The sequence below is a fragment of the Pseudomonas sp. FG6 genome (assembly GCF_057809015.1).
Genome location: NZ_JBMDJD010000025.1, coordinates 26,007 through 52,547 on the forward strand (window position 1 = coordinate 26,007; position 26,541 = coordinate 52,547).

The window sequence follows — 26,541 nt, forward strand, 5'->3', positions numbered from 1 at the left end:
CGTTGTCAGCGAGCTTGGAAGGGACTCAGGTGGCAATGGGGCTGCGCTGAGCTGGTCAAAACTTAAAACGAGAACACAACTATGCTTTTCTCCCGTAAACCTTTTGCTTCGGTTTCCAAGCGTCACTTGCTGATGGTCGCAGTTGGCTTCAGCACCGTACTGACCGGCTGCGCCACGTCGCCGACCTCCAAGGTCGCGTCGAGCACCAAGGTCGAGTACTACCCTAACTGCTACGAGCCGGTGCAGCACTTGCGCTCCACCGAAGGCAACATGACCAAGTCTGTGGTCACTGGCGCTGCCGTCGGCGCGGTGGGCGGTGCACTGCTGGGCGCCCTGACCGACTCCGAAAACCGTGGCCGCAACGCCGCCATCGGTGCCGCAGGCGGCGCCCTGGCCGGTGGTGCCGTCGGTTACTACAACGAGCGTCAGAAGCAGATCGCCGATGACAACCAGCGCATCGCGTCCTACGCCGCCGACGTCAACAAAAGCGTCTCCGACATCGACCGCAGCACCGCCTACGCCAAGACGTCGCAGCAGTGCTACCAGAACGCGTTCAGCAAACTGGTTGCCGACCGCAAGGCCAAGACCGTCAACGACACCGAAGGCCGCAAGCGCCTGGCTGAAATCGTCGCGGGCCTGAAAGAGTCCAACGACCTGATCGTCGCGGTCAACGGCAAAGCCTCCGAAGACCTGAACAACTACACCCAGGCCTACGAGAAAGACCTGCAACAAGTGGGCGTGCAGCGTACTGACGTGGTCACCGTCGCTGCCGCTGACACCACACCGGTTGTCGCGCCGACCACCAAAACCAAGAAAGCAGTGAAGCCGGCCAAGAAGCCAGTGCTGCCAACTGTGCCGAAAGAAGCGGTGACCACCGAGAAAACCCTGCAGACCGCCAAGGCCAAGCAGGATGAAAGCAAGCAGGTCGCCAGCGCTGGTACCACTCAGGTCAACAGCATGTGCAAAAACCCGGACCTGGGCGACTGGGCACCGGTGCCTTGCCCGAATGTTTGATTGAGTGACTGTTGCTGATCATTCCCGCTGGGGAGTGATCAGCACACAAAACCTGTGGGGGCGAGCTTGCTCGCGATGGCGGCCTTGTGGCTGGCTTGGTTTTTTTTGATTGGGTACATATCCGTTGCTGCGGTAACGGCGGCTTATGGTTCCGCCCTTACGGCGGCTTACTTTCTTTCAAACGCCAAAGAAAGTAAGCAAAGAACGCTTCGCCCCACCACTCGGCACCTCGCCTAGGCTCGGTGTTCCCTCACTCCGGCATTGCTCCGTGGGCCCGCCGCGAAGGGCCATCCATGGCCCAGCGCGGCTAACCCGGCATCCATGCCGGGATGCCCACTCCACAATGCCTGCGTTCGGCCATCGTGGTTAACGGGGCCTTCAGATCAAAAGCAAAAGCGAGGCGGCCTAGTAGCCGACCTGGCTCTCCCGGTCGTACACCTATCTGATCTGTGGGAGCAAAGCTTGCTCGCGAAGGCGTAGGCTCAGCTTGCATCAATGCAAGGCCCTACACCTTGGCGCTACTCGCCGCCATCCCCTTCGTTTCCAAATGATCCAACGCCCGCTCGACCAATAACTGAACCCCATCGGCCATGCGACTGATCGCCAAGGCTACGCAGCGGCGTGAGTCATCCACATCGTCGGCCAGGTCGGCGGCGATGGTGCTGATGGAGAGCAGGTCTTCGGAGGCGTTGGCGAGGAGGGTTTCGGTGTCGATGTGGGGGGCGACGATGAACAGCTGCGTGCTGTCGGGTTCTGGAGGGGTGGGCTTGGGGTTGAGATAGTAGTCGAGGGCGCGGGTGGCGGCGTCTTCGAGCTTTTTTTCTTCCTGCGCTTCGACGCGGGATTTATGGCCGTTTTGCGGCGGATTTGGGGTGACCTTGAACATATTATTTTTCCGGGTATATGGGGTCGACATCCTCTCGCTTGCATTCGAAAAGGGTGGCAACTGTGCGTAAGTGTGCAAGACCGGCCCGGAGTATCCGGCAGACCCGAAGGTCTCCCACGCACAATTGCCATAACGGGGCGCGAGCATAAAAAAATGCTCGTTCAATAGCTATAACCAATTGTGCTCCAGGTCGGACTTGCACGTCCGTATCACCGTTTTTTGCGATGACGAACAAAGGTTAGCGGCGCTCGAAACTACTGCCTAGTTCATGAACCGCCCGGCGTGTTGAAGGAAATGTCCGAGGGTTAGGCGGGGAAAACCCCAAAAAAGATCGCAGCCTTCGGCAGTTCCTACAGAAATCGATGTAGGAGCTGCCGAAGGCTGCGATCTTTTGACTTTTAGTTTCGTGACTTGGCAGTCATTTTTCGCGAAAAATGGCTTATCTTCCGCTAAATCTATTCGATGATGGTGTTTCGTCAAGGAATCGCTAAACTGCGCCAGCCATTCATTTTTCTCACGAGGCTGTGCCCATGAAATTTCGTTTTCTGCTGTGGATGCTGGGGTGGTTGATGGGCAAGGCCAGTCGGACCAATCCCGCGTTCCAGGAGCAATTGGGCGATAAGGACGTGGTGTTTCAACTGCAAACCCTGGACGGTAAGGTCGCTCGGCATTTCACCGTGAAAAACCAGCGCATCACCAGCAAGGGTGGCGTTCACCCGGCGCCGGCCTTCGCCATTGGCTTCAAGGACGCCGCCTACGGCTTTGCCACGATGCAGGCTAAGAACAAGCAATTGGCGTTCATGACAGGGATCCAGGACAAGTCGATCCAGATCAAGGGCAACCCGGCGCTGGTGATCTGGTTTCAGGGGCTGATGAAGTATTTGAAGCCGAAGAAGAAGGCATAAGCGGCAATGACTTTATTTGGGCACAGGGCTCTGTGGGAGCAAGGCTTGCCCGCGATGAGGACGATGCGGTCGCCCAGGAATCGAGTCGCCTGTATCGCGAGCAAGCTTTGCTCCCACAGCTTTATTTCTCACCATAGCGTTCTCAGCCATCAATGGCTGAACTGCGAAGCCAACTCCCGCAGCAACACTTCCGCCTCAAGCACCTTGCTGACCACGTCGTTGGCCTTTTCCCGGGTCAGGCCCACGCGTTCGAGCAGGGCGTCGGGGATCTCTTCGTCGGGGCCCGAGCCGATGCTGCGGGCGCGCAGCAGGCGTACTGCCAGGCACACCAGGTTCGGGTAGGCGGCGTATTCGCCGTCATAGTAGGGGTCGTGCTGGAAGCGCAGGGCGCTGGCCAGTTCCTCGGGCATGTCCCAGTAGCGCATCAGCCAGGCGCCGATCTGTTCGCGGCTGATGCCCAGCAGGTGCTGTTCCACGTAGCTGTGGCACAGGTGCGGGTTGACCTCCAGGTGCCGGCAGATCAACGAGAAGTGCGGCGGGAACACGTGGGCCAGCAGCAGGTAGCCAAAGTTGTGCAGCAGGCCGGACAGGTAGGTCAGGCCGCCTTCGGGGCGCTGGGCGCGGGGCATGGCGCGGGTCAGGCCTTCGATGACAGCGGCGGTGTAGATCGACTGCTGCCAGTACGGCGTGGTGTGTTGCGGGTGGTCCTTGGGCAGGCTCAGGGTCTTGCCCAGGGCCAGGCCCAGCGCGAGGTTGATCACCAGGTCGAAGCCCAGCACCCGCACGATGGCGTCTTCCACCGAGCGGATCTTGCCCGGTGAGGCGTAGTACGGCGAGGCTGCCCAGCTCACCACTTGCGCGGCCAGGGCAGGGTCGGTTTCCACGACGCCGGTGATGTCATCGATGGTGGCGTCCGGGTCGACCCGCAACTTGATGATTTTTTGCGCGGTCTCGGCCAGCGGCGGGATCTCGATGGTTTCTTCCAGCCGTTGCTGGATACGCCGGGCGGTGAACGCCTGTACCGCCTGGGTGATTTCCGCACGGTCGTCGTGCGGGCGGTCCAGGTTGGGGGAAATGTTGCTCAGGTCCTCGCCGAACGTCGCGGCGCTGGCCTTGGTGAGCATGCTCTTGAAGGCTTCGCTGGTCACTTCCAGCAGCAGCCCCGGTTCGCCGGAGTTGATCAGCAACTTCGGTTCGCGCAGCAGGCTTTCTTCATACAGGCACGGCGAACTGGTCAGCGCCGGCAGGCCAGGCAGCAAGCTCAGGCTGTGCTTGCCGAGCATGCGTTCCAGGCGTTCGGTGGGCACCGCTGTCAGCTTGCGACCGGTGAGTTCGGCCAGGCGGTTGAGGTCCAGCAGCTGGTTTTGCGGAAACAGCACCATGAGCGCGCCAACGGCATCATGCAGCAGCACGGCTTGCACTTTGCGGGCAGGGTTCAGGCCCGGTCGCTCAAGGACTTCGTCAAAGCCGATGCCCAATTTCTCAAGCAACTGGCGAATAACAGACGGAGCGTGCGGTGGTTCGGGGGCGAGGGCAGCTTCTGTCATGGTCTGTATCCGTTTTCTTACAAGTGGGTCAGTATAACCAGCTTGTCCGGCACGCGCGTCCTCAAACTGAGAGCGTGCTCACACTTGGCCATATTGCTGCCCGTGCCGCAGCCAGCGGTCCAGCAACGGGCTGACGTGCTGCGGCCAGCGCTCCAGCAAGGCTTGGGCGGCGTCGCGCACAGCGGGGAGCAGGTCGGCGTCGCGCATCAGGTCGGCCACCTTGAATTGAAGCAGGCCGGTCTGACGGGTGCCGAGCATTTCACCGGGGCCGCGCAGTTCGAGGTCTTTTTCGGCGATGACAAAACCGTCGTTGGTTTCGCGCATGATGCCCAGGCGTTGACGGCCAATTTGCGACAAGGGCGGGTGATACAGCAGCACACAATGGCTCGCGGCGCTGCCCCGACCGACCCGGCCGCGCAGCTGATGCAGCTGCGCCAGGCCCAGGCGCTCGGGGTTCTCGATGATCATCAAGCTGGCGTTGGGCACGTCGACGCCCACCTCGATCACCGTGGTCGCGACCAGCAATTGCAGGGCCCCGGCCTTGAATTCAGCCATGACGGCGGCTTTCTCGGCGGGTTTCATGCGCCCGTGGATCAGCCCGACCTTCAGCTCGCCCAGTGCGGCGGTGAGGTCTTGATAAGTGGTTTCGGCGGCCTGGCAGGTCAGTTCTTCCGACTCTTCGATCAACGTGCAGACCCAATAGGCTTGCCGGCCCTCGGCGCAGGCACTGCGTACGCGTTCGATCACTTCCACCCGCCGGGTGTCGGTGACCAGCACGGTGTTGACCGGCGTACGGCCGGGGGGCAGTTCGTCGAGGATCGAGGTGTCGAGGTCGGCGTAGGCGCTCATCGCCAGGGTCCGCGGGATGGGCGTCGCGGTCATGATCAGTTGGTGCGGGCACATCCGTCCGCCCACGCCTTTCTGGCGCAAGGCCAGGCGCTGTTGCACGCCGAAGCGGTGCTGTTCGTCGATGATCACCAGGGCCAGGTTCTTGAACTGCACTTCATCCTGGAACAACGCATGGGTGCCGACCACCATCGGCGCGCCCTCGGCGATTTGCGCCAGGGCGGCGGCGCGGTTCTTGCCCTTGAGCTTGCCGGCCAGCCAGGCGACTTCGATGCCCAGTGGTTCGAGCCAGCGCTGGAAGGTGATGAAGTGCTGCTCGGCGAGAATTTCCGTTGGCGCCATCAAGGCCACCTGGTACCCGGCCTCCAGGGCCTGGAGCGCGGCGAGGGCGGCGACTACGGTCTTGCCGGCGCCAACATCACCCTGGATCAGCCGCAGCATTGGCTCGGGCTGGCTCAGGTCGTAGGCGATCTCATTGCCGACCCGTTGCTGGGCGCCCGTCGGCGTGAAGCCGAGGTTGGCCAGGTAGCGGGCCGGCAGGTCCGTGGCCTTGGGCATGGCTGGGGCGCGCAGCGAGCGCAGGCTTTCGCGCAGGCGCTGTTGGGACAGTTGATGGGTCAGCAGTTCTTCGAACGCCAGGCGGTGCTGGGCCCAGTGATGCCCGAGGGCCAGTTCCTCGACATCCGCATCGGCCGGCGGATGGTGCAGGTAGCGGATCGCATCGGCCAGCGGCGCCAGTTGGTAGTCGCGCGCCAGTTCGGTGGGCAGCCAGTCCGGCAGGCTGCTGGGGCCCAGCAGCGTCAGGGTCTGCTGGCAGAGCTGGCGCAGGCGCTGTTGGGTCAGGCCTTCGGTGAGGGGGTAGACCGGGGTCAGGGTTTCAGCCACCGGCGGCGGTTCGTCACCGGTGATGGCGCGGTATTCCGGATGATAGATCTCCAGCCCCGACGCACCGGGTCGCGCCTCGCCATAGCAGCGTACGCGGGTGCCGCGCTTGAGGCCTTCCTTCTGGGCATTGCTGAAGTGGTAGAAGCGCAGGCTCAGGCCGCCCGTGCCGTCCTGCAGGCGCACCACCAGGCTGCGACGGCGGCCCATGACCACGTCGGCGCCGCTGACGGTGCCTTCGATCACGGCGTCCTGCCCTGGGCGCAGATGGCCGATGGGCACCACCCGGGTGCGGTCCTGGTAGCGCAACGGCAGGTGGAACAGCACGTCCTGGAGGTTTTCCAGCCCGACCTTGGCCAGTTTTTCGGCCATGGCTTCACCGACGCCCTTGAGCGTCGTGACCGGTACCTGCGACAGCTCAGTCATGGCGGCGGCTTACTGGGCTGCGGGCGGCTTGGCCACGGAGCACAGACGAATCGAATCGGCGAGGATCTCGATGGCCTTGGGCCGCGGGAAGCTGGCGCGCCAGGCAATGGCCACGGTGCGGAACGGCGCGGGCGGCGTCAGTGGGCGAACTTCGATCACGCCGGGGGCATAGTGGTGGCTGTCCACCGCCGACAGCGGCAGGATCGACACGCCCAGGCCCGAGGCGACCATGTGGCGAATGGTTTCCAGGGAGCTGGACTCCACCGTGGTGTGCTTGGCGCCTTCGCTGCCCTTGGTCAGGGTCGGGCAGGCTTCGAGCACCTGGTCGCGGAAGCAGTGGCCTTCGCCGAGCAGCAACAGGCTCTTGTCGTTGAGCAGGGCGGCGTCGATGGTTTTCTTCTGGGTCCAGGGGTGCTGGGCCGGCATCAGGACGTAGAACGGTTCGTCATAGAGCGGCAGGGTCAGGACGTCGGCCTCGTTGAACGGCAGGGCGATGATGATCGCGTCCAGCTCGCCGTTGCGCAGCTTGTCGCGCAGCACGTGGGTGAAGTTTTCTTCGATGTACAACGGCATCTGCGGAGCGACCCGGTGCAGTTGTGGAATCAGGTGGGGGAACAGGTACGGGCCGACGGTGTAGATCGCGCCGACCTTCAGTGGCGCGGTCAGCTGGTTCTTGCCGGCCTGGGCCAGTTCACGGATGCCCTGGGCCTGCTCCAGCACTTTCTGCGCCTGGGCCACGATGCCTTCGCCCACCGGGGTCAGGCGCACGGCGCTCTTGCTGCGCTCGAAAATCAGCACGCCGAGCTCGTCTTCAAGCTTCTTCACGCCCACCGACAGCGTCGGCTGGCTGACATGGCAACGCTCGGCCGCATGGCCAAAATGCTGCTCTTGGGCGAGGGTAACGATGTAGCGCAGTTCTGTGAGAGTCATAGCGGGCGTCCGTGAAGTTGCGAGCCAAGCATACCGGCTGCAATCGATAGACGCACGTTATCAGACTGTGGGCGCGGTGCGACATGGTCCAATGTCTGTTGGGTCGTTGCCGGATATGAAAAAGGCACCTTTAGATGCCTTTCTATCGGTTGGACCTCTGTGGCGAGGGAGCTTGCTCCCGCTGGCCTGCGTAGCAGGCCCTGGTCCGGTGGATGCGATCTGCCTGATGCAGCGCATTTACCGGTTTTGGGGACGCTTCGCGGCCCAGCGGGAGCAAGCTCCCTCGCCACAGGATGCGTCGTGCCACCGGATTACTCGGGTTGGATCAGCGCTTGCGCTTGTCGATCGAGTAAACGAACGGTGCCGTCAGTTCGACGCTGCCGTTGGTCAGCAACTCGGGCGGTGGCTTGGGCAGCGGCTGGGCGCGGCGGATCATTTCCAGGGTGGCCTTGTCCAGCAAGTCCGTACCGGAGCTGTCGACCAGTTCGAATGACAACACATTGCCTTCGGCATCCACCACAAAGCGCAGGCGGTTCATGCCTTCCTTGTTCATCTGCTGGGCCCTGGGCGGGTACTTCTTGTACTTGGCCAGGTGCGCCAGCAACGTGCCTTGCCAGTTGGCCTTCGCTGCCGATTGGGCCGGCGAAGGGCCGGGGGCCGGCTGGGCGGATTTCTCGGCGGGCGACGGGGTTGGCGGCGTGTCGCTGGGCTTTTGCTCCGACGGCTGTTCCTTTGGCGGCTCCGGCTTCTTCTCTTCCACAGGCTTGGGTTTGGGCGGTTGAGGCTTTGGCTTGGGCTTGACCGGCTTGGGCACGGAAATCTCGGGTTTCGGTGCTTCGGCCAGTTTGGGCAGCGGCAGTTCTTCGACCGGTTCCGGAGGTCGCGGCGGCGTCACCACTTTCGGCGGTGCCGGTGGTGGCGGGGCAGGCACAGGGGCCAGCTCGACCAGCATCGCCTGGGGTGGCAATTGAATGGGCGGGCGTGACGTCCAGTTCAGCGTCAGCGCGATGGCGAGCGCATGCACGCCCAGCACCACGGCCAGGCTACCGCTGTAACGCGTCAGCTTTTGGCGCGTCGTGATCATTTTTTGGGCGCCGTCTCGAGTCCGACCAGGCCGACCTTCAGATAGCCGGCGCCGCGCAGTGCATCCATCACGCTCATCAGGTCACCGTAATCCACGCCTTTATCGGCCTGGAAGAAGATCGTCGTGTCCTTTTTGCCCTGGGTCTTGGCATCCAGGACGGCACCGAGGCTTTCGGTCTTGATCTCCTCTTCGCCCAGGAACAGGCGCTGGTCGGCCTTGACGCTCAGGAACACCGGTTTCTCGGGGCGTGGCGATGGCTTGGCCGTCGAGGCCGGAAGGTCAACCTTGATGTCGACGGTGGCGAGCGGGGCCGCCACCATGAAGATGATCAACAGCACCAGCATCACGTCGATGAAAGGGGTGACGTTGATTTCGTGGTTCTCGGCCAGATCGTCGTCTGCGCCTTCTTTCAAATGCAGGCCCATGGCCGATTACCCCACTTTCACCATATGCGGTTGCGAAGCGCGCTCAGGCGGCAGGTGGTCCAGGTCGCGACTGACCAGCAGCAGGACTTCGGCCGAGGCGTCGGACACCTGCGCCTTGTAGCCGGCGATGGAGCGGGCGAAGACGTTGTAGATGACCACCGCCGGAATGGCCGCGACCAGGCCCAGTGCGGTCGCCAGCAGGGCTTCGGCGATACCGGGAGCGACGACGGCGAGGTTGGTGGTCTGGGTCTTGGCGATGCCGATGAAGCTGTTCATGATGCCCCACACGGTGCCAAACAGGCCGACGAACGGTGCGGTGGAGCCGATGGTGGCAAGCACGCCGGTACCGCTGCTCATGTTGCGACCGCAGGCGGCGACCAAGCGTTCGAGGCGAAAGCTCACACGCTCCTTGATGCCTTCTTTTTCGCGGCTGTTGGCCGACAGGCGCATCTCTTCGAGTGCGTCATGCACCAACAGGTTGGCGAGGGTGCCTTGCTTGGCGGCGCTGGCGCTGGCCTCCTTGAGGGTCGTGGCTTGTTTCAGGGCCGCGATCTCGCCGCGCAGGCGTCGCTTGGCGCCCAACAGCTCGAAGCCTTTGGCGATCCAGATGGTCCAGGTGATGATCGAGGCGATGGCCAGGCCGATCATGACGATCTTCACCACGATGTCGGCGTTCTTGTACATGCCCCATGGCGACAGGTCGTGGGCCATGCCCAGGGAGTTGTCGGCATTTTGCTGGTCTTGTTCCATCAGCTTCGCCGTCTCGCTGAGCTCGGACAATGCCTTTTGGACTTCTGGAGGAAGTGACGAGGTGTCCACGCTACCGTCAGGGTTGCGAGGTACTTCCGGCGTGGTGCTTGCAGCGGGTTCGTTAGTGGCTGCGGGAGCGGACGCTTGATCAGCGAATGCGGCGGCAGGTGCCAGCAGCAGGCTGAACAGCAGGGCGGCTACCGCGCTCCAGGCGCGAGGTCGATTGGTTGGCGAAGCGGAGGATGGAGAACGTTTCATGCTGGCCGGACCTGAGGAGGAAAAGAAGTTGATGTTCTTCCAGGCCTCGTGAGGCCGAGAACAAAAGCGGGGTGCATTATTGCAAGTAATTCTTGTTAACAAAAGCAATACAGTTGCTAATTTTGTCGCATGGCTAGCCGCTCGTCCCTCTCGGAGGCTAGTCTGCGGCTTTGCCAGAGGAGTTTTTTGATGTCCGCGCCTTCTGTTTTAATCGCCGGCTGCGGCGATATTGGCGGCCGCCTGGCCAGTCGTCTGGTGGCTGAGCATTGGCAGGTCCATGGCTTGCGACGATCGGTCGCACAGCTGCCGGCGGGGGTCGTCGGGGTCGCGGGTGATTTGTTCAGCGAACAATGCCCGGCCGATTGGCCCACCGGACCGCTGGATTACCTGGTGTACAGCGCTGCCGCCACCGACCATGACGAGGCGGGCTATCGCGCCGCCTATATCGATGGGTTGCGGCATGTGTTGGGTTGGGTCAAGCGGCATGGCCAGCGGCCCAGGCGCCTGCTTTTCGTGTCCAGCAGCAGTGTCTATGGGCAACAGAACGGCGAATGGGTCGATGAAACCTCGCCCACCGAGGCCGGTGGCTACTCCGGGCGCCTGATGCTCGAAGCCGAGCAACTGGCGCTCGACAGCGGCATTCCCGCCAGCCGTGTGCGCTTGACCGGCATTTATGGCCCGGGCCGTGAATGGTTGCTCAGCCAGGTGCGCCAGGGCTATCGCGTAGTGATCGACCCGCCGCTGTATGCCAATCGAATCCATGCCGACGATGCCGCCGGCCTGCTGGCCTTTCTGCTCGAAGCCGATCGCCAGGGCAAGGCGTTGGACGATTGCTACATTGGTGTCGACGACGCGCCTGCGCCGTTGGCCGACGTGGTGGGCTGGTTGCGAGAGTTCATGGGCGTTACCCAATGGGCAGAAGACGCCAGCGTGCGCCGCGCCGGCAGCAAGCGTTGCAGCAACGCCCGGGCAAAGGCCCTGGGCTGGACGCCGCGCTATCCGAGTTTTCGTGAGGGCTATGCGGCGATTCTGGAAGGGCGTTGCTGATTCATCGCCGCCTTAAAAACACTTGAGGAGGCGAGCCGGTGGGAGCAAAGCTTGCTCGCGATGAGGTCAGCACATCCAACATTTCTGGTGGCTGTAACACCGCTATCGCGAGCAAGCTTTGCTCCCACAGGCTTTGATCTTGTAGGCCACTCCCATAAAAAAGAGCGGCGTTACTGCTTCTCGAGCACCCACTGCCGGTTACCCGGTATGAACGACGGCATCTCGTCTGCCAGCGCGGTGTTGACGGTCTGGAAGATCTCCAGCTTCTTGCCATCGCGCGTGAAGATCCAGGTGTTGCCCTGGCCATTCTTTTGCAGCCAGATGTTGTCGTTGCCGCCGCTCATGGAGGCGCAATCGCCGGCCAGGCACAAGGCGTAGCGATCGGCGCCCGGCAGGCCGCTGATCTGGCCGTCGGGTTGGAACTGCACGGTGGCGCCCTGGCCGGGGCCGCTGGCGATGTTCCAGGTGCCGCCGAGGTAGGCGGCATACAGCGCACGCTCGAAACTGGCGCCGACGGGTGCGCCTTCCGGCACCTGGATCGTGGCGCGGTCGAACAATTGCTGCGGTTCGTTTTCAGTGGCGGACTGGCTCAACTGGTTGCCGTCACGCTTGAGTTCGCTGGCAGAGCTGCCGTAGAAGTCGACTTTCCACGCGCCGTCGTCTTCGCCCAGCAACTTGCCTTCGACGTTTTCAAAACCGTTGGTGTAGCGCGCCTGGCCTGCCTGGGTGTTGACGTCCCATTCCAGGTTCGGGCCGTAGCCCTGCAGCGCCTCGCGAAGTGGGCCGCCCTTGGCGGCAGCGTCGATGGCGGCCTGGTTGATCCAGGTGCCGCTGATGTCACGGTTGGCAGGGTCGCTGGCGCAACCGCCCAGGAGCAGGGCGAGCAGCGAGAGAGCAAGCGCTTGGCGCATGGTGGAATCCTTTCAAAACGAAAACGGCGCAGCGGGGAATGCTGCGCCGGCCTTGTTACTCGATGACCAGGATGGCGTCCATCTCAACCTGTGCACCCTTTGGCAGGGCGGCCACGCCGATGGCGGCGCGGGCAGGGTAAGGTTGTTCGAAGTACTTGCCCATGACCTCGTTGACTTTGGCAAAGTGGCTCAGGTCGGTGAGGAAGATGTTCAGCTTGACGATGTCCTTGAACGAACCGCCAGCCGCTTCGGCCACGGCCTTGAGGTTCTCGAACACCTGTACGGTCTGGGCTTCGAAGCCTTCCACCAGCTCCATGGTTTTCGGGTCCAGGGGGATCTGGCCCGACATGTACACGGTGTTGCCAGCCTTGATCGCCTGGGAGTAAGTGCCGATGGCGGCCGGGGCCTTGTCGCTGGTGATGACGGTTTTGGTCATGTATGACTCCTTGTAATGGGTGGCTACGCACGCATGCGGGTGATGCGGATCACGCCGGCCAGGGCGCGCAGTTTCTTGATCACACGGGCCAGGTGCACGCGGTCGTGCACGCTGACCACCAGTTGAACGACGCTGATGCGGCCATCGCGTTCGTCCATGCTGATTTTCTCGATGTTGCCGTCGGCCGCGTTGACGCTGCTGGCCAACAAGGCGATCAGGCCGCGCTGGTGCTCCAGCTCGACCCGCAGTTCGACATTGAATTCGCCGGTGACATCCTTGGCCCAGGAGAGCTGGATGCATTTCTCCGGGTTATGGCGGATTTCGCTGATGTTGCGGCAGTTGTCCAGGTGCACCACCATCCCCTTGCCGGCGGACAAATGGCCAACGATCGGGTCGCCCGGGATCGGCGTGCAGCACTTGGCATAGCTGAGCACCAGGCCTTCGGTGCCGCGAATCGCCAGCGGGCCCTCCGGGCTGGGCAGTTGTTCGCCTTCGCCGAGCAGGCGGCGGGCGACGACGTAGGCCATGCGATTGCCCAGGCCGATGTCTTCGAGCAGGTCTTCGATCAGTTCCAGGCGGTATTCGTGGAGCATCACCTGCACGCGCTCGACCGGAATCTTGTCCAGGGCGCTGTCGAAACCGTTCAGGACCTTGTTCAGCAAACGCTCGCCGAGGCTGATGGATTCGGAGCGGCGCTGCAGTTTCAGGGCGTGGCGAATATGGGTGCGGGCCTTGCCGGTGACCACGAAGTTGAGCCATGCCGGGTTCGGTCGTGCGCCGGGGGCGCTGACGATTTCCACCGTGGAGCCGCTTTGCAGCGGTTCGGACAGCGGCGCCAAGCGTCGGTTGATCCGGCAGGCGATGCAGCTGTTGCCCACGTCGGTGTGCACGGCATAGGCGAAGTCCACGGCCGTGGAGCCTTTGGGCAGCTCCATGATCCGGCCCTTGGGCGTGAAGACGTAGACCTCGTCCGGGAACAGGTCGATCTTCACGCTTTCGATGAACTCCAGGGAGTTGCCGGCGCGCTGCTGCATTTCCAGCACACCCTTGACCCATTGCCGGGCCCGGGCGTGGGTGCCCTTGGGTTGCTCGTCGCCGCTGGATTTGTACAGCCAGTGGGCGGCGATGCCATTGTTGGCCATTTCTTCCATTTCGCGAGTGCGAATCTGGATCTCGATGGGCACACCGTGCATGCCGAACAACGTGGTGTGCAGCGACTGATAGCCGTTGGCCTTGGGGATCGCGATGTAGTCCTTGAAGCGTCCGGGCAACGGTTTGTACAAATTATGTACAGCGCCCAATACGCGGTAGCAGGTGTCGACCTTGTCGACGATGATCCGGAACGCATAGACGTCCATGATCTCGTTGAAGGCCCGACGCTTGCCGCGCATTTTCTTGTAGATGCCGTAGAGGTGTTTCTGGCGGCCGCTGACTTCGCCTTCGATGCCGTCGATGGCCAGGCAATGACTCAGGGATTCTTCGATCTTGTTGACGATTTCCTTGCGATTGCCCCGGGCGCGCTTGACCGCCTGCTTGATCCGCGCGGAGCGCATCGGGTGCATCGCCTTGAAACCCAGGTCTTCGAACTCGATGCGAATCGCGTGCATGCCCAGGCGATTGGCGATCGGCGCGTAGATCTCCAGGGTTTCCTTGGCAATTCGCCGACGTTTTTCCCCGGAAAGCACTTCCAGGGTGCGCATGTTGTGCAGGCGGTCGGCGAGCTTGACCAGGATCACGCGGATGTCGCGAGCCATGGCCATGGCCATTTTCTGGAAGTTTTCGGCCTGGGCCTCGGCCTTGGTCTCGAAGTTCATCTGGGTCAGCTTGCTGACCCCGTCGACCAGTTCGGCCACGGTTTCGCCGAACTGCGCTTGCAGCGCTTCCTTGGCAATGCCGGTGTCTTCGATCACGTCATGCAGCATCGCGGCCATCAGGCTCTGATGGTCCATGTGCATGTCGGCAAGAATATTGGCCACTGCAAGAGGATGCGTGACGTACGCCTCGCCGCTGCGGCGGCGTTGGCCGTCGTGGGCTTGTTCGGCGTAGAAATAGGCTCGGCGGACCAGGTTGACCTGATCCGTGCCGAGGTAGGCCGATAAGCGATCGGCGAGGGCGTCTATGCTCGGCATGGTACTGACTCCTGCCGTTTGCTGTGACCCCGCGCCGTGCTACGTCGACCAGGCATAGGATTAGACCGCCTCGTTGGACTCGTCCTCGAACGCTGCGAACAGCGGTTCGTCTTCAACGATTTCTGCGTTGGCGATGAACTCGTAGCTCATCAGGCCTTCAGCGATTTCACGCAGCGCTACAACGGTAGGCTTGTCGTTTTCCCACTGGACCAACGGCTCTTTGCCACCGGTGGCCAGTTGACGGGCCCGCTTGGTAGAGAGCATGACCAGCTCAAAGCGGTTTTCCACGTGTTCTAGGCAGTCTTCAACGGTTACGCGGGCCATGGTATTCCTCGGAGCGAATGCAAATATGCGCGCTGCCCGGTTGGGCGAGCGGACTCGACAGTTTAAAAAAACACCAGCGTTTAGGGAAGCGCTGATTTGTTCACCAAACCCTGAGTGGCCTGTGTGGCTAATTCGTGCAGGCCACAGGCGCGCTGCGAGTACCAATGTAAAGCCGTCGCAGCGGTTTTGGGAAGAGCTGTTCAGCCCAGCAGTTCAGCCAATAATTTACCGAAACGTTGCTGCTGGCGTTTTTGCTGCAGCTGGCTGGCACGGAAAATCGCCTTCAGGTCGTCCAGTGCGTGGGCAAAATCGTCGTTGATGATCAGGTAATCGTAGTCGACGTAGTGGCTCATTTCGCTGACCGCTTCGCGCATCCGGCCCTCGATGATCTCGTCGCTGTCCTGGCCGCGGTTGGTCAGGCGCTGGCGCAGCGCTTGCTGGCTGGGCGGCAGGATGAAGATCGAGCGGGCCTGGGGCATCAGCTTGCGCACTTGCTCGGCGCCTTGCCAGTCGATTTCCAGGATCAGGTCGTGGCCTTCGTCCAGGGTCTGCTGCAAGTAGCTTTGCGATGTGCCATAGAGGTTGCCGAAGACTTCGGCGCGTTCGAGGAAGTCGCCGTGCTCGGCCATCTTCACGAACTCCTCGCGGTCGACGAAGTGATAGTTCACCCCGTTCACTTCGCCCGGGCGCATGGCGCGGGTGGTGTGCGAGACCGAAACGCGAATCTGCGGCTCGGCGTCGATCAGGGCCTTGACCAGGCTGGTCTTGCCAGCGCCCGAAGGCGCGGAAATGATGTAGAGAGTGCCGGTGCTGTGGGTCATGTCGGGTTAGCCTTACTCAATGTTCTGCACTTGTTCGCGCATTTGCTCGATCAACACCTTGAGGTTGACCGCAGCTTGGGTGCTGCGCGGGTCGAAGGCCTTGGAGCCCAGTGTGTTGGCTTCGCGGTTGAGTTCCTGCATCAGGAAGTCGAGGCGGCGACCGGCCGCACCGCCGGACTTGAGCACCCGGCGAACTTCGATGATGTGGGTGCTCAGGCGATCCAGTTCTTCGGCCACGTCGCTCTTTTGCGCGAGCATGACCATTTCCTGTTCGAGGCGTTGCGGATCCAGCTCGGCCTTCATGTCGGCAAAACGGTCGAGGATTTTCTGGCGCTGGGTGGCGAGCATCTGCGGGACCAGTTCGCGCAGGGTGCTGACGTCTTCCTCGATGGAGCTCAGGCGCTCGTTGATCAGTCGGGCCAATTCCGCGCCTTCGCGCTCGCGACCGGCCTTGAGCTCTTTCAAGCCTTGGTTGAACAGCGCCAGCGCCTCGGCGTTCAAGGCTTGCGGGTCGCTCGCGTCGCCCACCAGCACGCCGGGCCAGGCCAGCACTTCCAGTGGGTTCAGGGCGGCGGGGTTGCTGATCAGGCTGGCAACGGTTTCGGCCGCCGCGACCAATTGCGCGGCACGCTCGCGATCGACTTGCAGGGTCTTGCCGGTGTTCTCTTCGGTAAACCGCAGGGTGCATTCCAGCTTGCCCCGGGACAGGCCCTGGCGCAGCGCTTCGCGCACGCCACCTTCCAGGTCGCGGAAAGATTCGGGCAGGCGCAGGTGAGGCTCCAGGTAGCGGCTGTTGACCGAGCGCAACTCCCAGCTCAGTGTGCCTTGGGCCCCGGCTTTTTCGACGCGGGCGAAGGCGGTCATGCTGTGCACCATGGAGGTTCCTCGCAATGCAGGCCGGCACAACCGTGGTCGTGGTGCCTGGAATCTGTGGATAACAGCCCAAGGGCTGCGAAGGCGCAGGATTGTAGCGCAGTGAGCCCCATGCCCCAAACCGCGCATGTGACAAAGCACTGCGGCCCGTCGGACGGGCGTTCGAGAGGCGGCGCCCGCAGCGGTTTTTTAGAACCGGGCTGCGTTAAACTGCCCTCTGACCGCCCACGGCTCTATAATGCCCGGCAGTTTTCCGTCCTCTGTACAGGTATTCCCTATGAAACGTCCAAGTGGTCGCGCTGCCGATCAGCTTCGCTCGATCCGCATCACCCGCAACTACACCAAACACGCCGAGGGATCCGTACTGGTTGAATTCGGTGATACCAAGGTCATCTGCACGGTCAGCGTCGAAAATGGCGTGCCGCGCTTCCTCAAGGGCCAGGGCCAGGGTTGGTTGACCGCCGAATACGGCATGCTGCCGCGCGCCACCGGCGAGCGGAACCAGCGCGAGGCCAGTCGTGGCAAGCAGGGCGGCCGGACGCTGGAGATCCAGCGCTTGATCGGTCGTTCGCTGCGCGCTGCGCTGGACATGTCCAAGCTGGGCGACGTGACCCTGTATGTCGACTGCGACGTGATCCAGGCCGACGGCGGCACCCGTACCGCGTCCATCACCGGCGCGATGGTTGCGCTGGTCGATGCCTTGAAAGTGATCAAGAAGCGTGGCGGCCTCAAGGGCGGCGATCCGCTCAAGCAGATGATCGGCGCTGTGTCCGTGGGCATGTACCAGGGCGAGCCGGTGCTGGACCTCGATTACCTGGAGGACTCCGCCGCCGAGACCGACCTGAACGTGGTCATGACCAGCTCCGGTGGTTTTATCGAAGTCCAGGGCACCGCCGAAGGTGCGCCGTTCCAGCCTGAAGAATTGAGCGCTATGCTGGAGTTGGCGAAGAAAGGCATGAACGAGATTTTCGAACTGCAAAAGGCCGCATTGGCTGACTGATCGATTCCTGCTTCAGACAAGGAGAGCGTCATGAGTGATGAGCAAATCCTGCTGCCCCAGCCGAGCAAAGAGGCACGTCAATGGGCAATGTTCTGTCACCTGTCGGCCTTGCTGGGCATCTGGATTCCGTTCGGTACGTTGATCGGGCCGTTGGTGCTCTGGCAGCTCAAGCGCGACTCCGACCCCTTCGTCGACGCCCAGGGCAAGGAAGCGCTGAACTTCCAGATCACCGTGGCGATCGCGTCGGCCATCAGCCTGCTGCTGATGGTCGTGGTGATTGGTTTCTTCCTGTTCTGCCTGGTGGCCATCGGCGCGTTGGTGCTGACCATCATCGGCGGGGTGAAGGCCAACGAAGGTCAGGCGTACCGGTATCCGTTCACCTGGCGGCTGGTCAAATAATGATCAGTGGCCGCTGCTGCTTCGGCGCGAGCCTGTCCGGTCGGCCCTGATGATCGGCCCCTGGCGTGACCCACAAAAAAGCCCCAGGTCTTGCGACCTGGGGCTTTTGTTTTTGGATGACGATGACACAGGCGAGCTGGATTTGAGCTTGAGGTCTGCGGGTTGGAACAGATTGACGATGTCTTTTGGGGTGCCTTCGACGGGCATGGGCCATGCTTCCATGTCCGGGGCACGCGCAGTTGCGATTCGCGAGCGATCAGCGTTTCTTCTTTTGGCTGCTCAGGCGCTTTTCCAACCGCTCAAGCTCCGCCAGCTCTTGAGCATCGGCAGCTAGGGCTTCAGCCTGTCGACGGTATTGGTCGAACTGCTCGTAACGCTCATTTGCCACCTGTTTCATCTGCTCGTGGCTGATGCTGCCAGCGGTACGTAGCAGCGGTTGCTCGTTGAAAGCCAGAAAGCTGTCGATGTATTGCCTCCAGTCGGCGAGGACCAAGTGCTTACGCTGCTCGGCGCGTAGCTCGGCGAAGTCGAGGAACATACCAACCAGGCGATTGAGCTGGTCTAGCTCCTCGGCATTCAGGTAGTTCTTGGCCACCACAACGTCAGCCTTGCGCACCCGATCGCCCTTGAAACTAAGCAGGCTCATATTGGGTGCGCTGGCATCGGCCCGCTGTACGATCAGCTCGGCGGCAGTGTGGCCGGTAACGGCGAAAAATAGCTTGTTCTGCACTTCAGCAAACAAGCGGGCAGTGTCCTGCTCGTTGGCACGGTAATCCTCGGCCAGGGTGAAGAGGTCCCGCACCTTCTGGTAGAAGCGCTTCTCCGAGGCCCGTATGTCACGGATGCGCTTGAGCAGCTCATCGAAGTAGTCCCAGCGTGGCTCCCTCAGTCGGGCATCGTCCATCACGAAGCCCTTCTGCAGGTACTCACCCAGGGTGCGGGTGGCCCACTGACGGAACTGGGTGCCGCGCGTTGAGCGCACCCGATAGCCCACGGCGATGATCATCGGCAGGGCGTAAAGGTGAGTCAGGTAATCTTTGCCGTCTGCGGCAGTAGTAAACTTCTGGTTTACAACTGCCCCTTCAGCCAGCTCCCCATCAGCGATGATGGCCTGGATATGCTTGCCGATGTTCTGCTTGCTGGTCTGGTACAGCTCGGCCATTTCCAATTGCGTCAGCCAGACCTGACTATCCATTTCGCGTAGGGTGAACTGCGCTAGACCATCGTCCGTGCTGTAGAGAATTAGCTCGCTATTTGTCATCAGGCGACCTCCAGTTCATCTCCCTTGACGGCGCTTGCCGGTGAGCAGCGGTTGCATAACTGCGCTCTTTTCCTGCCGATTTTAAAAGCGAGAGATAATCAGAAACGACAGAGCCCGCACGGAGCGGGCTCTGTCGAGCGTTTCGTAGACATCTAAAGACAACTAGAAACAATGATCTGGCGCACCAGGCGGGATTCGAACCCACGACCCCTGCCTTCGGAGGGCAGTACTCTATCCAGCTGAGCTACTGGTGCAATGCGGGCGCCATGATACTCATATGCAATGCGGGCGTCCATGCTGCTGATTTGCCGGTGTTTTCGTGAGCATAGACGGGCATCGGCTACGCTGATCAGAAAAAATGGGCAAAAACGGCTTTTTTGTTCTTTTTTTCGAACAGCCTATTGTCCTTGCCCCCCATCGGCCCTAGGATTCGTTTGAGATTTCAAACGCTCTTGTCTGGGTGCTGAACCGCACGGTCATGCTTCTGTGCGTTATTTCTGTGCTTCGGCCCGGTGAATGATTTCCCTGACGGCAGCCCCTAAGGCGCCTTTCTATAAATCTAATTCGCTCCGCGCGTGCGCGGTGCTGTTAAGGAAAGCCGACATGCAGCTTAAAGACACCCAGTTGTTCCGCCAGCAAGCCTTTATCGATGGCGCTTGGGTCGATGCCGACAATGGTCAGACGATCAAGGTCACCAACCCGGCCACGGGTGAATTGCTGGGTACCGTGCCGAAAATGGGCGCTGCCGAAACCCGCCGGGCGATTGAAGCCGCCGACAAGGCACTGCCGGCCTGGCGTGCACTGACCGCCAAGGAGCGCGCCAACAAGCTGCGCCGCTGGTACGAATTGCTGATCGAAAACCAGGATGACCTCGGTCGCCTGATGACCCTGGAACAGGGTAAGCCGCTGGCCGAAGCCAAGGGCGAAATCGCCTACGCAGCCTCGTTCATCGAATGGTTCGCCGAAGAAGCCAAGCGCATCTACGGTGACGTGATTCCTGGCCACCAGCCAGACAAGCGCCTGATCGTGATCAAGCAGCCGATCGGCGTGACCGCGGCCATTACCCCGTGGAACTTCCCGGCGGCGATGATCACCCGCAAGGCCGGTCCGGCCCTGGCGGCCGGTTGCACAATGGTTATCAAACCCGCTTCGCAAACCCCGTTCTCGGCCTTGGCCCTGGTGGAACTGGCGCACCGTGCCGGTATCCCGCAAGGCGTGCTGAGCGTGGTCACCGGCAGCGCCGGCGACATCGGTGGCGAGCTGACCAGCAACCCGATCGTGCGCAAGCTGTCGTTCACCGGCTCGACCGAGATTGGTCGTCAGTTGATGGCCGAGTGCGCCAAGGACATCAAGAAAGTCTCCCTGGAACTGGGCGGCAATGCGCCGTTCATCGTGTTCGACGACGCCGATCTGGATAAGGCCGTCGAAGGCGCGATCATTTCCAAGTACCGCAACAACGGCCAGACCTGTGTCTGCGCTAACCGTCTGTACATCCAGGATTCGGTGTACGACGCGTTCGCCGAGAAACTCAAGGCCGCGGTGGCCAAGCTCAAGATCGGTAACGGCCTGGACGACGGCACCACCACAGGTCCCTTGATCGACGGCAAGGCCGTCGCCAAGGTGCAAGAGCACATTGCCGATGCGGTCAGCAAAGGCGCGACCGTGCTGTCGGGCGGCAAGCCGATGGAAGGCAACTTCTTCGAGCCGACCATCCTGACCAACGTGCCGTCGACGGCTGCCGTGGCGAAGGAAGAAACCTTCGGCCCGCTGGCACCGCTGTTCCGCTTCAAGGACGAAGCCGAAGTGATCGCGATGTCCAACGACACCGAGTTCGGCCTGGCCTCGTACTTCTATGCCCGCGACCTGGGCCGTGTGTTCCGCGTGGCCGAGGCCCTGGAATATGGCATGGTCGGCGTCAACACCGGTCTGATCTCCAACGAAGTCGCGCCGTTCGGCGGTATCAAGGCCTCGGGCCTGGGTCGCGAAGGCTCCAAGTACGGCATCGAGGATTACCTGGAAATCAAGTACCTCTGCCTGGGCATCTGATCTGTTTCAAGCGCAAAGGGCACGAGAGCGCTGTCCTTTGCGCGGTTTCAAATGTGGCATTTTTCTGCGGCCGGGAACGCCGTGGCAGTCGATCATCGCATGCTGCCGCCGTTGACTTCCCGCTGCGTAATCCTTGAACCACGCCGACCGATGAGCGGCGAAGAGGACTGTAATGAGCAAGACTAACGCTGATCTGATGGCCCGTCGTACCGCCGCTGTTCCACGTGGTGTCGGCCAGATCCACCCGATTTTCGCCGAGTCGGCGAAGAACTCCACCGTGACCGACGTCGAAGGCCGTGAATTCATCGACTTCGCCGGCGGTATCGCCGTGCTGAACACCGGCCACGTGCATCCAAAAGTTATCGCGGCTGTGACCGAACAGCTGAACAAGCTGACCCACACCTGCTTCCAGGTCCTGGCCTACGAGCCGTACGTGGAACTGTGCGAAAAAATCAACGCCAAGGTCCCCGGTGACTTCGCCAAGAAAACCCTGCTGGTGACCACCGGTTCGGAAGCGGTGGAAAACGCCGTGAAAATCGCCCGCGCCGCCACGGGCCGTGCCGGTGTGATTGCCTTCACCGGCGCTTACCACGGTCGCACCATGATGACCCTGGGCCTGACCGGTAAAGTCGTGCCGTACTCGGCCGGCATGGGCCTGATGCCTGGCGGTATCTTCCGCGCGCTGTACCCGAACGAACTGCACGGTGTGAGCATCGACGACTCCATCGCCAGCATCGAGCGCATTTTCAAGAACGACGCCGAACCGCGTGACATCGCGGCCATCATCATCGAGCCAGTGCAGGGCGAGGGTGGTTTCTATGTGGCGCCCAAGGAATTCATGAAGCGCCTGCGTGCCCTGTGCGACCAGCACGGCATCCTGCTGATCGCTGACGAAGTCCAGACCGGTGCCGGTCGCACGGGCACCTTCTTTGCCATGGAGCAGATGGGTGTTGCCGCCGACCTGACCACGTTTGCCAAGTCCATCGCGGGCGGTTTCCCGCTGGCTGGCGTGTGTGGCAAGGCTGAATACATGGACGCCATCGCTCCGGGTGGCCTGGGTGGCACCTACGCCGGCAGCCCGATTGCCTGTGCGGCGGCGCTGGCGGTGATGGAAGTGTTCGAAGAAGAGCACTTGCTGGAGCGTTGCAAGGCGGTGGGCGAGCGTCTGGTGACGGGCCTCAAGGCGATCCAGAAGAAGTACCCGGTCATCGGTGAAGTGCGTGCCCTGGGTGCAATGATCGCCGTGGAACTGTTCGAAAACGGCGACTCCCACAAGCCGAACGCCGCAGCCGTGGCACAGGTGGTGGCCAAGGCGCGCGACAAGGGCCTGATCCTGCTGTCGTGCGGCACTTACGGCAACGTCCTGCGGGTGCTGGTGCCGCTGACCGCGCCGGATGCGCAACTGGACAAAGGCCTGGCGATCCTCGAAGAGTGCTTCTCCGAGCTCTGATCGACCTGTCCTGCGCTGTGCGCTGATCCACAAAAAACCCGCTTCGGCGGGTTTTTTCATGGCTGGGAACCTGTCCCTGGGATTTTGTGCTGTCTGGAACGGGCTTCATTGGCTAAGGTGCAGGTATTGCAAGGGAGCGATGCTGCATGACTGCTGTGGATTTGCCCGCGGTACCGCGGGTTTTGATTGCCGAGGCCGATTCAGTGTCTCGGGAGCTGCTTGAGCAAGCATTGTCGAGCGTACGCTGTGATGCCCGGGTGGATTCGTGCAACGAGGGCAGGCAGGCCCTGGAGCTGCTGGCGCAGCATCCCTACGATCTGGTGATCGCCGATTGGGAGTTGCCGGGTGTCGATGGTCTGAGCCTCTTGCGTGGGCTTCGCCAGCAGCATCGGACCCCCGCGCTGCCCTTCATTCTGGTCAGCCAGCGCAACGACAGCGCCAGCGTGCGCGAGGTCTTGCCGTTGGCACCGACGGCCTATCTGACCAAGCCGTTGAACCGGGAAAACCTGATCCAGCGTTTGCAAGGGTTGCTGTTGAGCAGCGATGAAACCTCCAGCCACGACGCGCCGATGCCGGGGGTAACGCAAACCCTGAGCGCCTTTCTGGAGCGTCGGCGTGACCAGTCCGAAGGCGCGCCGTTGATGTCCGACGTGCAACTGGCGGTCAAGCGCAGCCTCAATCCCGATGGCCTGGATCTTAAAGCCTTCGAAGAAGAGATCCGCACCGACCCGCAAATCACTGCCGTGTTGATTGCGGCGGCCAACAGCGCAGCGCAGCATCAGGGCGGTGGCGCGGTGCAGACTGTGGCCCAGGCGCTGCATCAGCTGGGTACCGGGCAGAGCATGAACCTGATCCTCGGCCTGACCCTCAAGCGTTGTGCCCGGCTCAGTGTTCCGTGCCTGGCAGACTATGCCGAACGTCATTGGGAGCTGTCGCTGCACACGGCCGAATACGCCCGGACGATGGCGCGGTTGCTGGACCTGGAGCAGGAGCGCTGTTATTGCGCCGGGCTGCTGCACCGCCTGGGCGACCTGGCATTGCTGCGTTGCCTGGAGGAATGGAAGCAGGCCGGTGGGGAGCTGGATGAACCGGAGGAGGTGGGGGATTCGCTGGAGCGCTACAGCGCCGGTTTCGGCTCGGCGTTGCGTACCCGCTGGCGCCTGCCGCTGGAGCTGCGGGAGCTGATTGCCGCGGTCTACGGCCTGGGCGGCGGGGTTTATTCCCGAGAAGCCCTGGTGATGAACATGGCCGCGCAGTTGGCACATCTGCCCGCACACGAAGGGCTGGAAGAACTGGCCCGTGGTCGTACGGCGCGTTTGCTGAAGATCGGATTGCCGGAGTTGACGCGGTTGCGCCGCAAGTAGCACCACCGCAAGGCTCGCTCCTACAGGACTGCTTCAAGCCGCGATGATGCGGTTCTTGCCTTGGCGCTTGGCTTCGTACATGGCGGCGTCGGCACGGGCGAACAGGCTGTCGAGGTTCTGGTCGTCGGCGGTAATGCCGGTCAGGCCCTGGCTGACAGTGATACCGTAACTTTGCTCGCCATAGCGGAACGTCAGGCGCTGGATCTCGCGTTGCAGTCGCTCGGCCACTTGCATCGCCATGTCCGGCGCACAACCGGGGAATACGGCGGCAAACTCTTCGCCCCCGATTCGTCCGAACAGATCGCCGCGCCGGAGCACGGCACGTCCGCTTTCGGCGATTTTCTGCAGCACGGTATCGCCTTCCTGGTGGCCGTAGGTGTCGTTGATCACCTTGAAGTCATCGATGTCCAGCAACAGGAACGCCATGGGCATCTCTTGTAGCCGTGCCTGTTCGAATTCGCGGTGGGCGCATTCGAAGAAATGGCGGCGGTTGCTGCTTTGAGTCAGGACATCGGTGGTCGCCAGTCGCTGCAGTTCGCTTTCCAGCAGCTTCTTTTCGGTGATGTCTTCGGCAATGCCCACGACGATCACCGGTTGCCCCGGTTCCGCCTTGCGGTTGATGAAGCATTTGTCGCTCAACCAGCGGATTTGCCCGTCGCCGGCGATGATGCGGTATTCACGGTCTTCGACGGCGCCCTTGACCAGCACCTCGGCCAGGCTGCGCTCGGCATATTCCAGGTCGTCGGGATAGATCGCGTCGCGCCATTCGTTGTAGTCGGCCAGGACCAGGCCGGCGGGCCGGCCGAATATCCGCTCGTAGGCGGGGCTGACATACAGCACTTGCCGTGTTTCCCAGTTGAATGCCCACAGCACGGCGTTGACGCTGACCAGCAATGAACTGAACAACTGCTCACGTTCGCTCAGGCGAGCGACTTCGCCCTGGGCGTGCATCAGCGCCATCAGGGTCTGGGCCGCTTCGGGCCAATGAGGTTGGGTTGAATCCTGTAGGTTCTTGTCGACCATCGGCACAAATCTCAAAGAGCGTGCATGGCTATTGGTTCGCACACGCTTTCTCCAAAGCCCGCCTGGATGGCGAAGTGCTCTTGAGATAGGGGAATTGGGGCGAAGTTCCTTTTCAGGCGACGAAGTGCGGGGATTTAGCGGGATAAGTCATGGATGTGAACCTGTGGCGAGGGGGTAAATCCCCTCGCCACACAAGCCCTTCCCTTGCTTCAGGCCGTGGCAGGCCGGAGCGAGTAGGTCTTGAGTTGCCCGGCGAAGTCTCGCAGGGACTGGATGCCGCTGGCTTCGGCTTCGTGGACCCACTGCTTGATGGCGGCGAGCATGTCGTGGCCGTTGCTGCTGGTCTTGATCCAGATCTGTTGCAGGGCCAGGCGTTTTTCGTAGATCACCTTGAGCGCCTGGCTGTGTTCCAGCATGTTCTGGATGCGCACATGGTGGCGCTCGTCCAGCAGGCTGGTTTCCCGCGACAGCAGGCGTTTGGCCCGGTGGAACTGATGGCGTACCGAGTGATCGACCCTCGCCAGTTCCTGTTTGACCAGCGGCGCGATGACCAGCCGGCGGTACTGCGCCATGATCTGGAAGCGGTTATTGAGAATGGCCATGGCCGTGTCCATGTCCAGGTAGCCCTTGCCTTCGACCCGATGAGCGATGGGCGCGACCCGCTGGACCTTGGCCAGGCGCAGGAAGCTGAACACCTGGATCCAGGCCCAGCCCAGGTCGAACTCCCATTTGCGGACCGACAGCTTGGCCGAGTTGGGGTAGGTGTGGTGGTTGTTGTGCAGTTCTTCGCCGCCGATCAGGATGCCCCAGGGCACCAGGTTGGTCGCCGCGTCGCGGCATTCGAAGTTGCGATAGCCCACGGCATGGCCCAGACCATTGATCACACCGGCGGCCCAGACAGGAATCCACATCATCTGGATCGCCCAGATGGTGATGCCGATGGTGCCGAACAGCAGGAGGTCGATGACCGCCATGATCGCCACGCCCAGCCATGGGAAGCGACTGTAGAGGTTGCGTTCGATCCAGTCCTCGGGGCAGTTCTTGCCGTAGATACGCAGGGTTTCCGGGTTTTGCGCCTCGGCGCGGTACAGTTCGGCGCCTGTGCGCAGCACGGTGGACAGGCCCTTGATGACCGGGCTATGGGGATCGTCGACGGTTTCGCACTTGGCGTGGTGCTTGCGATGGATGGCGGTCCACTCGCGGGTGTTCTGCGCGGTGGTCAGCCACAGCCAGAAACGGAAGAAATGCTTGAGGCCGGCGTTCAGCTCCAGGGAGCGATGGGCCGAATACCGGTGCAGGTAGACCGTGACGCCAATGATCGTGACATGGGTCATCAGCAGGGTGACGGCCACCAGCGACCAGGCTGACAAACCAAGAAAACCTTCGTACCACATAGGCTGCGGGGCCCTCGATAAAGATGGAAACAGCCGTCGCATTATCTCTGCCCCTACAGATAAAACCAGTCGGCCTTTCAGATAAGAGTGGCAGGATGTTTCTTCCTCTA

Annotated in this window: 24 protein-coding genes and 1 tRNA gene; 8 read left to right on the forward strand and 17 right to left on the reverse strand. The window is 61.9% G+C overall.

Annotation, left to right across the window (positions count from 1 at the left end):
* The first annotated feature begins 81 nt into the window (after window positions 1–81).
* The gene (gene tagQ / locus ACODSJ_RS17040) at window positions 82–1,014 is read left to right on the forward strand and encodes a type VI secretion system-associated lipoprotein TagQ (protein WP_489102838.1); all 933 of its coding nucleotides are present in this window, start codon (window positions 82–84) and stop codon (window positions 1,012–1,014) included.
* A 505-nt stretch (window positions 1,015–1,519) separates the two neighbouring features.
* On the opposite strand, the gene ACODSJ_RS17045 is transcribed toward tagQ, so the two are convergent.
* The gene (locus tag ACODSJ_RS17045) at window positions 1,520–1,900 is read right to left on the reverse strand and encodes a DUF6124 family protein (protein WP_489102839.1); all 381 of its coding nucleotides are present in this window, start codon (window positions 1,898–1,900) and stop codon (window positions 1,520–1,522) included.
* Between the two features lie 530 nt (window positions 1,901–2,430).
* Here ACODSJ_RS17045 and ACODSJ_RS17050 point away from each other — a divergent pair.
* Entirely contained in the window at window positions 2,431–2,805 is a 375-nt protein-coding gene (locus ACODSJ_RS17050; protein WP_489102840.1) for a helicase, read from the forward strand.
* A 149-nt stretch (window positions 2,806–2,954) separates the two neighbouring features.
* On the opposite strand, the gene ACODSJ_RS17055 is transcribed toward ACODSJ_RS17050, so the two are convergent.
* The 6 genes from ACODSJ_RS17055 to exbB all read right to left on the reverse strand — a co-directional run bounded on the left by ACODSJ_RS17055 (window position 2,955) and on the right by exbB (window position 9,953).
* Window positions 2,955–4,352: an aminoacyl-tRNA deacylase and HDOD domain-containing protein gene (locus tag ACODSJ_RS17055; RefSeq protein ID WP_489102841.1), complete on the reverse strand. Its 1,398-nt coding sequence runs from the start codon at window positions 4,350–4,352 to the stop codon at window positions 2,955–2,957.
* A gap of 78 nt (window positions 4,353–4,430) precedes the next feature.
* Entirely contained in the window at window positions 4,431–6,506 is a 2,076-nt protein-coding gene (gene recG / locus ACODSJ_RS17060; protein ID WP_489102842.1) for an ATP-dependent DNA helicase RecG, read from the reverse strand.
* Window positions 6,507–6,515: 9 nt separating this feature from the next.
* Window positions 6,516–7,436 (reverse strand): hydrogen peroxide-inducible genes activator, encoded by a 921-nt coding sequence (locus tag ACODSJ_RS17065; protein ID WP_489102843.1) that lies wholly within the window; start codon window positions 7,434–7,436, stop codon window positions 6,516–6,518.
* Window positions 7,437–7,761: 325 nt separating this feature from the next.
* Window positions 7,762–8,520, reverse strand: coding sequence for an energy transducer TonB (locus ACODSJ_RS17070; RefSeq protein ID WP_489102844.1), 759 nt, complete (start codon window positions 8,518–8,520; stop codon window positions 7,762–7,764).
* Entirely contained in the window at window positions 8,517–8,945 is a 429-nt protein-coding gene (gene exbD, locus ACODSJ_RS17075; RefSeq protein WP_489102845.1) for a TonB system transport protein ExbD, read from the reverse strand. Before exbD ends, ACODSJ_RS17070 begins: the two co-directional genes overlap by 4 nt.
* A gap of 6 nt (window positions 8,946–8,951) precedes the next feature.
* Window positions 8,952–9,953 (reverse strand): tonB-system energizer ExbB, encoded by a 1,002-nt coding sequence (gene exbB / locus ACODSJ_RS17080; RefSeq protein WP_489102846.1) that lies wholly within the window; start codon window positions 9,951–9,953, stop codon window positions 8,952–8,954.
* A 189-nt stretch (window positions 9,954–10,142) separates the two neighbouring features.
* Between exbB and ACODSJ_RS17085 the strand changes: the two genes are divergently transcribed.
* Window positions 10,143–11,000: an SDR family oxidoreductase gene (locus ACODSJ_RS17085; RefSeq protein WP_489102847.1), complete on the forward strand. Its 858-nt coding sequence runs from the start codon at window positions 10,143–10,145 to the stop codon at window positions 10,998–11,000.
* Between the two features lie 170 nt (window positions 11,001–11,170).
* Here ACODSJ_RS17085 and ACODSJ_RS17090 read toward each other — a convergent pair whose 3' ends face one another.
* From ACODSJ_RS17090 to ACODSJ_RS17115, 6 genes are all read right to left on the reverse strand, one after another.
* On the reverse strand, window positions 11,171–11,911 hold the full coding sequence (locus tag ACODSJ_RS17090) for a hypothetical protein (protein ID WP_489102848.1): 741 nt from the start codon (window positions 11,909–11,911) through the stop codon (window positions 11,171–11,173).
* A 55-nt stretch (window positions 11,912–11,966) separates the two neighbouring features.
* Window positions 11,967–12,347, reverse strand: coding sequence for a RidA family protein (locus ACODSJ_RS17095; protein ID WP_053148685.1), 381 nt, complete (start codon window positions 12,345–12,347; stop codon window positions 11,967–11,969).
* Window positions 12,348–12,370: 23 nt separating this feature from the next.
* Window positions 12,371–14,476: a bifunctional GTP diphosphokinase/guanosine-3',5'-bis pyrophosphate 3'-pyrophosphohydrolase gene (gene spoT, locus ACODSJ_RS17100; RefSeq protein ID WP_489102849.1), complete on the reverse strand. Its 2,106-nt coding sequence runs from the start codon at window positions 14,474–14,476 to the stop codon at window positions 12,371–12,373.
* 60 nt (window positions 14,477–14,536) lie between these two features.
* Window positions 14,537–14,800 carry a DNA-directed RNA polymerase subunit omega gene (gene rpoZ / locus ACODSJ_RS17105; RefSeq protein ID WP_003177259.1) on the reverse strand — a complete coding sequence of 88 codons (264 nt, stop codon included), beginning with the start codon at window positions 14,798–14,800 and terminating at the stop codon, window positions 14,537–14,539.
* 200 nt (window positions 14,801–15,000) lie between these two features.
* The gene (gmk, locus tag ACODSJ_RS17110) at window positions 15,001–15,621 is read right to left on the reverse strand and encodes a guanylate kinase (RefSeq protein ID WP_053126561.1); all 621 of its coding nucleotides are present in this window, start codon (window positions 15,619–15,621) and stop codon (window positions 15,001–15,003) included.
* 12 nt (window positions 15,622–15,633) lie between these two features.
* Window positions 15,634–16,497, reverse strand: a complete 864-nt coding sequence (locus ACODSJ_RS17115; RefSeq protein ID WP_489102850.1) for a YicC/YloC family endoribonuclease — start codon at window positions 16,495–16,497, stop codon at window positions 15,634–15,636.
* A 274-nt stretch (window positions 16,498–16,771) separates the two neighbouring features.
* Between ACODSJ_RS17115 and rph the strand changes: the two genes are divergently transcribed.
* Window positions 16,772–17,494 (forward strand): ribonuclease PH, encoded by a 723-nt coding sequence (gene rph, locus ACODSJ_RS17120; RefSeq protein WP_489102851.1) that lies wholly within the window; start codon window positions 16,772–16,774, stop codon window positions 17,492–17,494.
* Between the two features lie 30 nt (window positions 17,495–17,524).
* Window positions 17,525–17,893, forward strand: a complete 369-nt coding sequence (locus ACODSJ_RS17125) for a DUF4870 domain-containing protein (RefSeq protein ID WP_489102852.1) — start codon at window positions 17,525–17,527, stop codon at window positions 17,891–17,893.
* Between the two features lie 256 nt (window positions 17,894–18,149).
* Here ACODSJ_RS17125 and ACODSJ_RS17130 read toward each other — a convergent pair whose 3' ends face one another.
* Window positions 18,150–19,154, reverse strand: coding sequence for a virulence RhuM family protein (locus ACODSJ_RS17130; protein WP_489102853.1), 1,005 nt, complete (start codon window positions 19,152–19,154; stop codon window positions 18,150–18,152).
* A gap of 177 nt (window positions 19,155–19,331) precedes the next feature.
* A tRNA-Arg gene (locus ACODSJ_RS17135) sits at window positions 19,332–19,408 on the reverse strand.
* A gap of 349 nt (window positions 19,409–19,757) precedes the next feature.
* Here ACODSJ_RS17135 and gabD point away from each other — a divergent pair.
* The 3 genes from gabD to ACODSJ_RS17150 all read left to right on the forward strand — a co-directional run bounded on the left by gabD (window position 19,758) and on the right by ACODSJ_RS17150 (window position 24,014).
* A complete protein-coding gene (gene gabD, locus ACODSJ_RS17140) occupies window positions 19,758–21,200 on the forward strand; it encodes an NADP-dependent succinate-semialdehyde dehydrogenase (protein WP_489102854.1) in 1,443 nt (480 codons plus the stop codon).
* Between the two features lie 172 nt (window positions 21,201–21,372).
* A complete protein-coding gene (gene gabT, locus ACODSJ_RS17145) occupies window positions 21,373–22,650 on the forward strand; it encodes a 4-aminobutyrate--2-oxoglutarate transaminase (protein WP_489102855.1) in 1,278 nt (425 codons plus the stop codon).
* 146 nt (window positions 22,651–22,796) lie between these two features.
* Window positions 22,797–24,014: an HDOD domain-containing protein gene (locus ACODSJ_RS17150; RefSeq protein ID WP_489102856.1), complete on the forward strand. Its 1,218-nt coding sequence runs from the start codon at window positions 22,797–22,799 to the stop codon at window positions 24,012–24,014.
* Between the two features lie 33 nt (window positions 24,015–24,047).
* Here the strand turns inward: ACODSJ_RS17150 and ACODSJ_RS17155 are convergent, their stop codons facing one another.
* Both ACODSJ_RS17155 and desA read right to left on the reverse strand, forming a co-directional pair.
* Window positions 24,048–25,037: a GGDEF domain-containing protein gene (locus ACODSJ_RS17155; RefSeq protein WP_489102857.1), complete on the reverse strand. Its 990-nt coding sequence runs from the start codon at window positions 25,035–25,037 to the stop codon at window positions 24,048–24,050.
* A 209-nt stretch (window positions 25,038–25,246) separates the two neighbouring features.
* Window positions 25,247–26,431 (reverse strand): delta-9 fatty acid desaturase DesA, encoded by a 1,185-nt coding sequence (gene desA, locus ACODSJ_RS17160; protein ID WP_489102858.1) that lies wholly within the window; start codon window positions 26,429–26,431, stop codon window positions 25,247–25,249.
* Window positions 26,432–26,541 lie beyond the last annotated feature (110 nt).

Bases quoted from the DNA above. Each gene is read 5' to 3' on its own strand.
- rpoZ (WP_003177259.1), bottom strand. From the start codon at position 14,800: ATGGCCCGCGTAACCGTTGAAGACTGCCTAGAACACGTGGAAAACCGC.
- ACODSJ_RS17045 (WP_489102839.1), bottom strand. From the start codon at position 1,900: ATGTTCAAGGTCACCCCAAATCCGCCGCAAAACGGCCATAAATCCCGC.
- gabT (WP_489102855.1), top strand. From the start codon at position 21,373: ATGAGCAAGACTAACGCTGATCTGATGGCCCGTCGTACCGCCGCTGTT.
- ACODSJ_RS17070 (WP_489102844.1), bottom strand. From the start codon at position 8,520: ATGATCACGACGCGCCAAAAGCTGACGCGTTACAGCGGTAGCCTGGCC.
- gmk (WP_053126561.1), bottom strand. From the start codon at position 15,621: ATGACCCACAGCACCGGCACTCTCTACATCATTTCCGCGCCTTCGGGC.
- spoT (WP_489102849.1), bottom strand. From the start codon at position 14,476: ATGCCGAGCATAGACGCCCTCGCCGATCGCTTATCGGCCTACCTCGGC.
- ACODSJ_RS17155 (WP_489102857.1), bottom strand. From the start codon at position 25,037: ATGGTCGACAAGAACCTACAGGATTCAACCCAACCTCATTGGCCCGAA.
- ACODSJ_RS17125 (WP_489102852.1), top strand. From the start codon at position 17,525: ATGAGTGATGAGCAAATCCTGCTGCCCCAGCCGAGCAAAGAGGCACGT.
- rph (WP_489102851.1), top strand. From the start codon at position 16,772: ATGAAACGTCCAAGTGGTCGCGCTGCCGATCAGCTTCGCTCGATCCGC.
- ACODSJ_RS17095 (WP_053148685.1), bottom strand. From the start codon at position 12,347: ATGACCAAAACCGTCATCACCAGCGACAAGGCCCCGGCCGCCATCGGC.
- ACODSJ_RS17065 (WP_489102843.1), bottom strand. From the start codon at position 7,436: ATGACTCTCACAGAACTGCGCTACATCGTTACCCTCGCCCAAGAGCAG.
- ACODSJ_RS17055 (WP_489102841.1), bottom strand. From the start codon at position 4,352: ATGACAGAAGCTGCCCTCGCCCCCGAACCACCGCACGCTCCGTCTGTT.
- exbD (WP_489102845.1), bottom strand. From the start codon at position 8,945: ATGGGCCTGCATTTGAAAGAAGGCGCAGACGACGATCTGGCCGAGAAC.
- gabD (WP_489102854.1), top strand. From the start codon at position 19,758: ATGCAGCTTAAAGACACCCAGTTGTTCCGCCAGCAAGCCTTTATCGAT.
- ACODSJ_RS17085 (WP_489102847.1), top strand. From the start codon at position 10,143: ATGTCCGCGCCTTCTGTTTTAATCGCCGGCTGCGGCGATATTGGCGGC.
- ACODSJ_RS17050 (WP_489102840.1), top strand. From the start codon at position 2,431: ATGAAATTTCGTTTTCTGCTGTGGATGCTGGGGTGGTTGATGGGCAAG.
- ACODSJ_RS17150 (WP_489102856.1), top strand. From the start codon at position 22,797: ATGACTGCTGTGGATTTGCCCGCGGTACCGCGGGTTTTGATTGCCGAG.
- recG (WP_489102842.1), bottom strand. From the start codon at position 6,506: ATGACTGAGCTGTCGCAGGTACCGGTCACGACGCTCAAGGGCGTCGGT.
- ACODSJ_RS17090 (WP_489102848.1), bottom strand. From the start codon at position 11,911: ATGCGCCAAGCGCTTGCTCTCTCGCTGCTCGCCCTGCTCCTGGGCGGT.
- ACODSJ_RS17115 (WP_489102850.1), bottom strand. From the start codon at position 16,497: ATGGTGCACAGCATGACCGCCTTCGCCCGCGTCGAAAAAGCCGGGGCC.
- exbB (WP_489102846.1), bottom strand. From the start codon at position 9,953: ATGAAACGTTCTCCATCCTCCGCTTCGCCAACCAATCGACCTCGCGCC.
- ACODSJ_RS17130 (WP_489102853.1), bottom strand. From the start codon at position 19,154: ATGACAAATAGCGAGCTAATTCTCTACAGCACGGACGATGGTCTAGCG.
- desA (WP_489102858.1), bottom strand. From the start codon at position 26,431: ATGTGGTACGAAGGTTTTCTTGGTTTGTCAGCCTGGTCGCTGGTGGCC.
- tagQ (WP_489102838.1), top strand. From the start codon at position 82: ATGCTTTTCTCCCGTAAACCTTTTGCTTCGGTTTCCAAGCGTCACTTG.